Origin of the sequence: Sphingomonas sp. Ant20 (assembly GCF_000783375.1) — a bacterium.
Lineage (GTDB): Bacteria > Pseudomonadota > Alphaproteobacteria > Sphingomonadales > Sphingomonadaceae > Sphingomonas > Sphingomonas aerolata.
In genome coordinates this window covers 1-2,021 of sequence record NZ_JRVI01000233.1, presented here as the reverse complement: position 1 = coordinate 2,021, position 2,021 = coordinate 1, and the positions used below count along the sequence as shown (strand labels likewise).

2 protein-coding genes and 1 pseudogene are annotated in these 2,021 nt (G+C 67.8%); all 3 read left to right on the top strand.

Translation table 11 applies throughout. The features are described 5' to 3' along the window. Positions 1-555: pseudogene (locus tag NI18_RS19160) on the top strand (pyridoxal-dependent decarboxylase, exosortase A system-associated); the annotation flags it as partial. 128 nt (positions 556-683) lie between these two features. Continuing rightward, positions 684-1,328, top strand: a complete 645-nt coding sequence (locus NI18_RS19155; protein ID WP_031393819.1) for an XrtA/PEP-CTERM system exopolysaccharide export protein — start codon at positions 684-686, stop codon at positions 1,326-1,328. Between the two features lie 11 nt (positions 1,329-1,339). Beyond that, positions 1,340-2,021, top strand: a 682-nt coding sequence (locus NI18_RS19150) for a Wzz/FepE/Etk N-terminal domain-containing protein (protein WP_037532391.1), incomplete at its 3' end; no start/stop codon positions are given.

Sequence of the window (2,021 nt, the reverse complement as noted above, 5' to 3'; positions counted from 1 at the left end):
GGGGGCGTCGCGCCGCCGCTGGTCAATCTGGGCGGCGGGTTCGGCGTGCCCTATTTCGCCAACGACGTCGCGCTCGACGTCGAGCGGGTCGGTGCGGCGCTGTACGCGGCACTCGAGACCCGCGCGGCGGTGCTGCGCGACACCCGGTTCGCGATCGAGCTCGGGCGGTGGCTGGTCGCCGAGGCCGGCGTGTACCTGACCCGCGTGATCGACGTGAAGCACAGCCAGGGCGAAGTCTTCGTCGTGGTCGATGGCGGGCTCAATCATCAGCTCGCGGCGAGCGGCAATTTCGGCACCGTCGTCCGGCGCAACTATCCGATCGCGGTCGCCGCGCGAATGGGGGAGGCGGCCGCCGCGGACGCGGTGTCGGTCGTGGGACCGCTGTGCACCCCGCTCGACCGGCTCGGCGACCGGGTCGCGCTGCCGCCGGTCGGGCCCGGGGACCTGATCGCGATCTTCATGGCGGGCGCATACGGCGCCAGCGCGAGCCCGGCGGCGTTTCTCGGGCATCCACCCGCGCTCGAGATCGTTACTTCAGTCCAACCCCAGCCATGAGCGTGGCGGCGGGCGGGGTTGCGGAGCGCTCCTAAACGCTATCTTCACCTGTTTCCCTGCATAGCCCGTGCGAGTTTAACCGGCCATCGGACACCCGTTGCCGGGATGGCGCCAGGAGATCAGTGCCCATGCGTTCCGGACCCGTTTCCCGTTCCCTGTTCACGCTGGGGCTCGCCGCGTCGTCGCTGGCCGCCTGCAGCAGCACCGGCGGTCCGCCCGAACTGCCGCCCGCGGCCTATGTCGCGAACAAGGAACTGCCGGGCGAGGAATATGTGATCGGCCCGCTCGATCAGCTCAACATCTTCGTCTGGCGCAATCCCGAACTGTCGTCGAAGGTCCAGGTCCGCCCCGACGGCCGGATCACGACGCCCTTGGTCAACGACATGTCCGCGGTCGGCAAGACGCCCGCACAGCTCGCCGACGACATGAAGAAGGCGCTCGGCGAATATGTCAAAAACCCGATCGTCTCGGTCATCGTCGAGAATTTCAGCGGCACCTACAGCCAGCAGGTCCGCATCGTCGGCGCGACCGAAAAGCCCGCCTCGATCCCCTATCGCGCCAATATGACGCTGCTCGACGCGATGATCGCGGTCGGCGGGCTCAGCCAGTATGCGGCGGGCAACAAGGCGCGGCTGGTGCGCTACGACCGGGCGAGCGGCAAGCAGAGCGAGTTCTCGCTGCAGATCTCGAACCTGTTGAAAAAGGGCGATTCGTCCGCCAATGTCAGGCTTGAGCCCGGTGACGTCATCATCATCCCCGAATCGATGTTCTGAGGCGTGGCGGTATGAACGGCATCTATGACGAGGCGCGGGTCGCGCTGCACGCGATCTGGACGCGGCGCTGGCTCGCGCTCGCGATCGCGTGGGGCGTGTGCGTCCTCGGCTGGCTGTTCGTATCGCAGATCCCGAGCCGGTATGAATCGCGCGCGCGCGTCTTCGTCCAGATGCAGAACCTGCTGCCCGCGAGCATGGACCAGCCGTCGGCCTCGAGCCGCACCGACATCGACACGATCCGCCAGACGCTGACCTCCGCGGTCAATCTGGAGAAGGTCGTGCGCGGCACCGACCTTGCCAACACGGTCGCCAGCGACCGCGACGTCGCCGACCGCGTCGCCAGCCTCGCCCAGTCGATCAAGGTGACGTCGGCGCAGGACAATCTGTTCGAGATCGCGACGACCGCGGCGAGTCCGAAGCTGGCGCGGACGATCACGCAGAAGCTGATCGACATCTTCGTCGAGGGCAATCTGGCAGGCGACCGGACGAGTACCAGCCAGAGCCTCAGCTTTCTCGACAAGCAACTGGCACAGCGGCAGAAGCAGCTGCAGGACGCGGAGGCCAAGCGCGCCGACTTCCAGAACCGCTATCTCGGGGCGCTGCCCGGCACCGGGTCGGTCGCCGACCGGATCGGCGCCGCGCGGTCGCAGATGGCGCAGGTCGATGGCGATCTCGCCGCGGCGCAATCGGGGC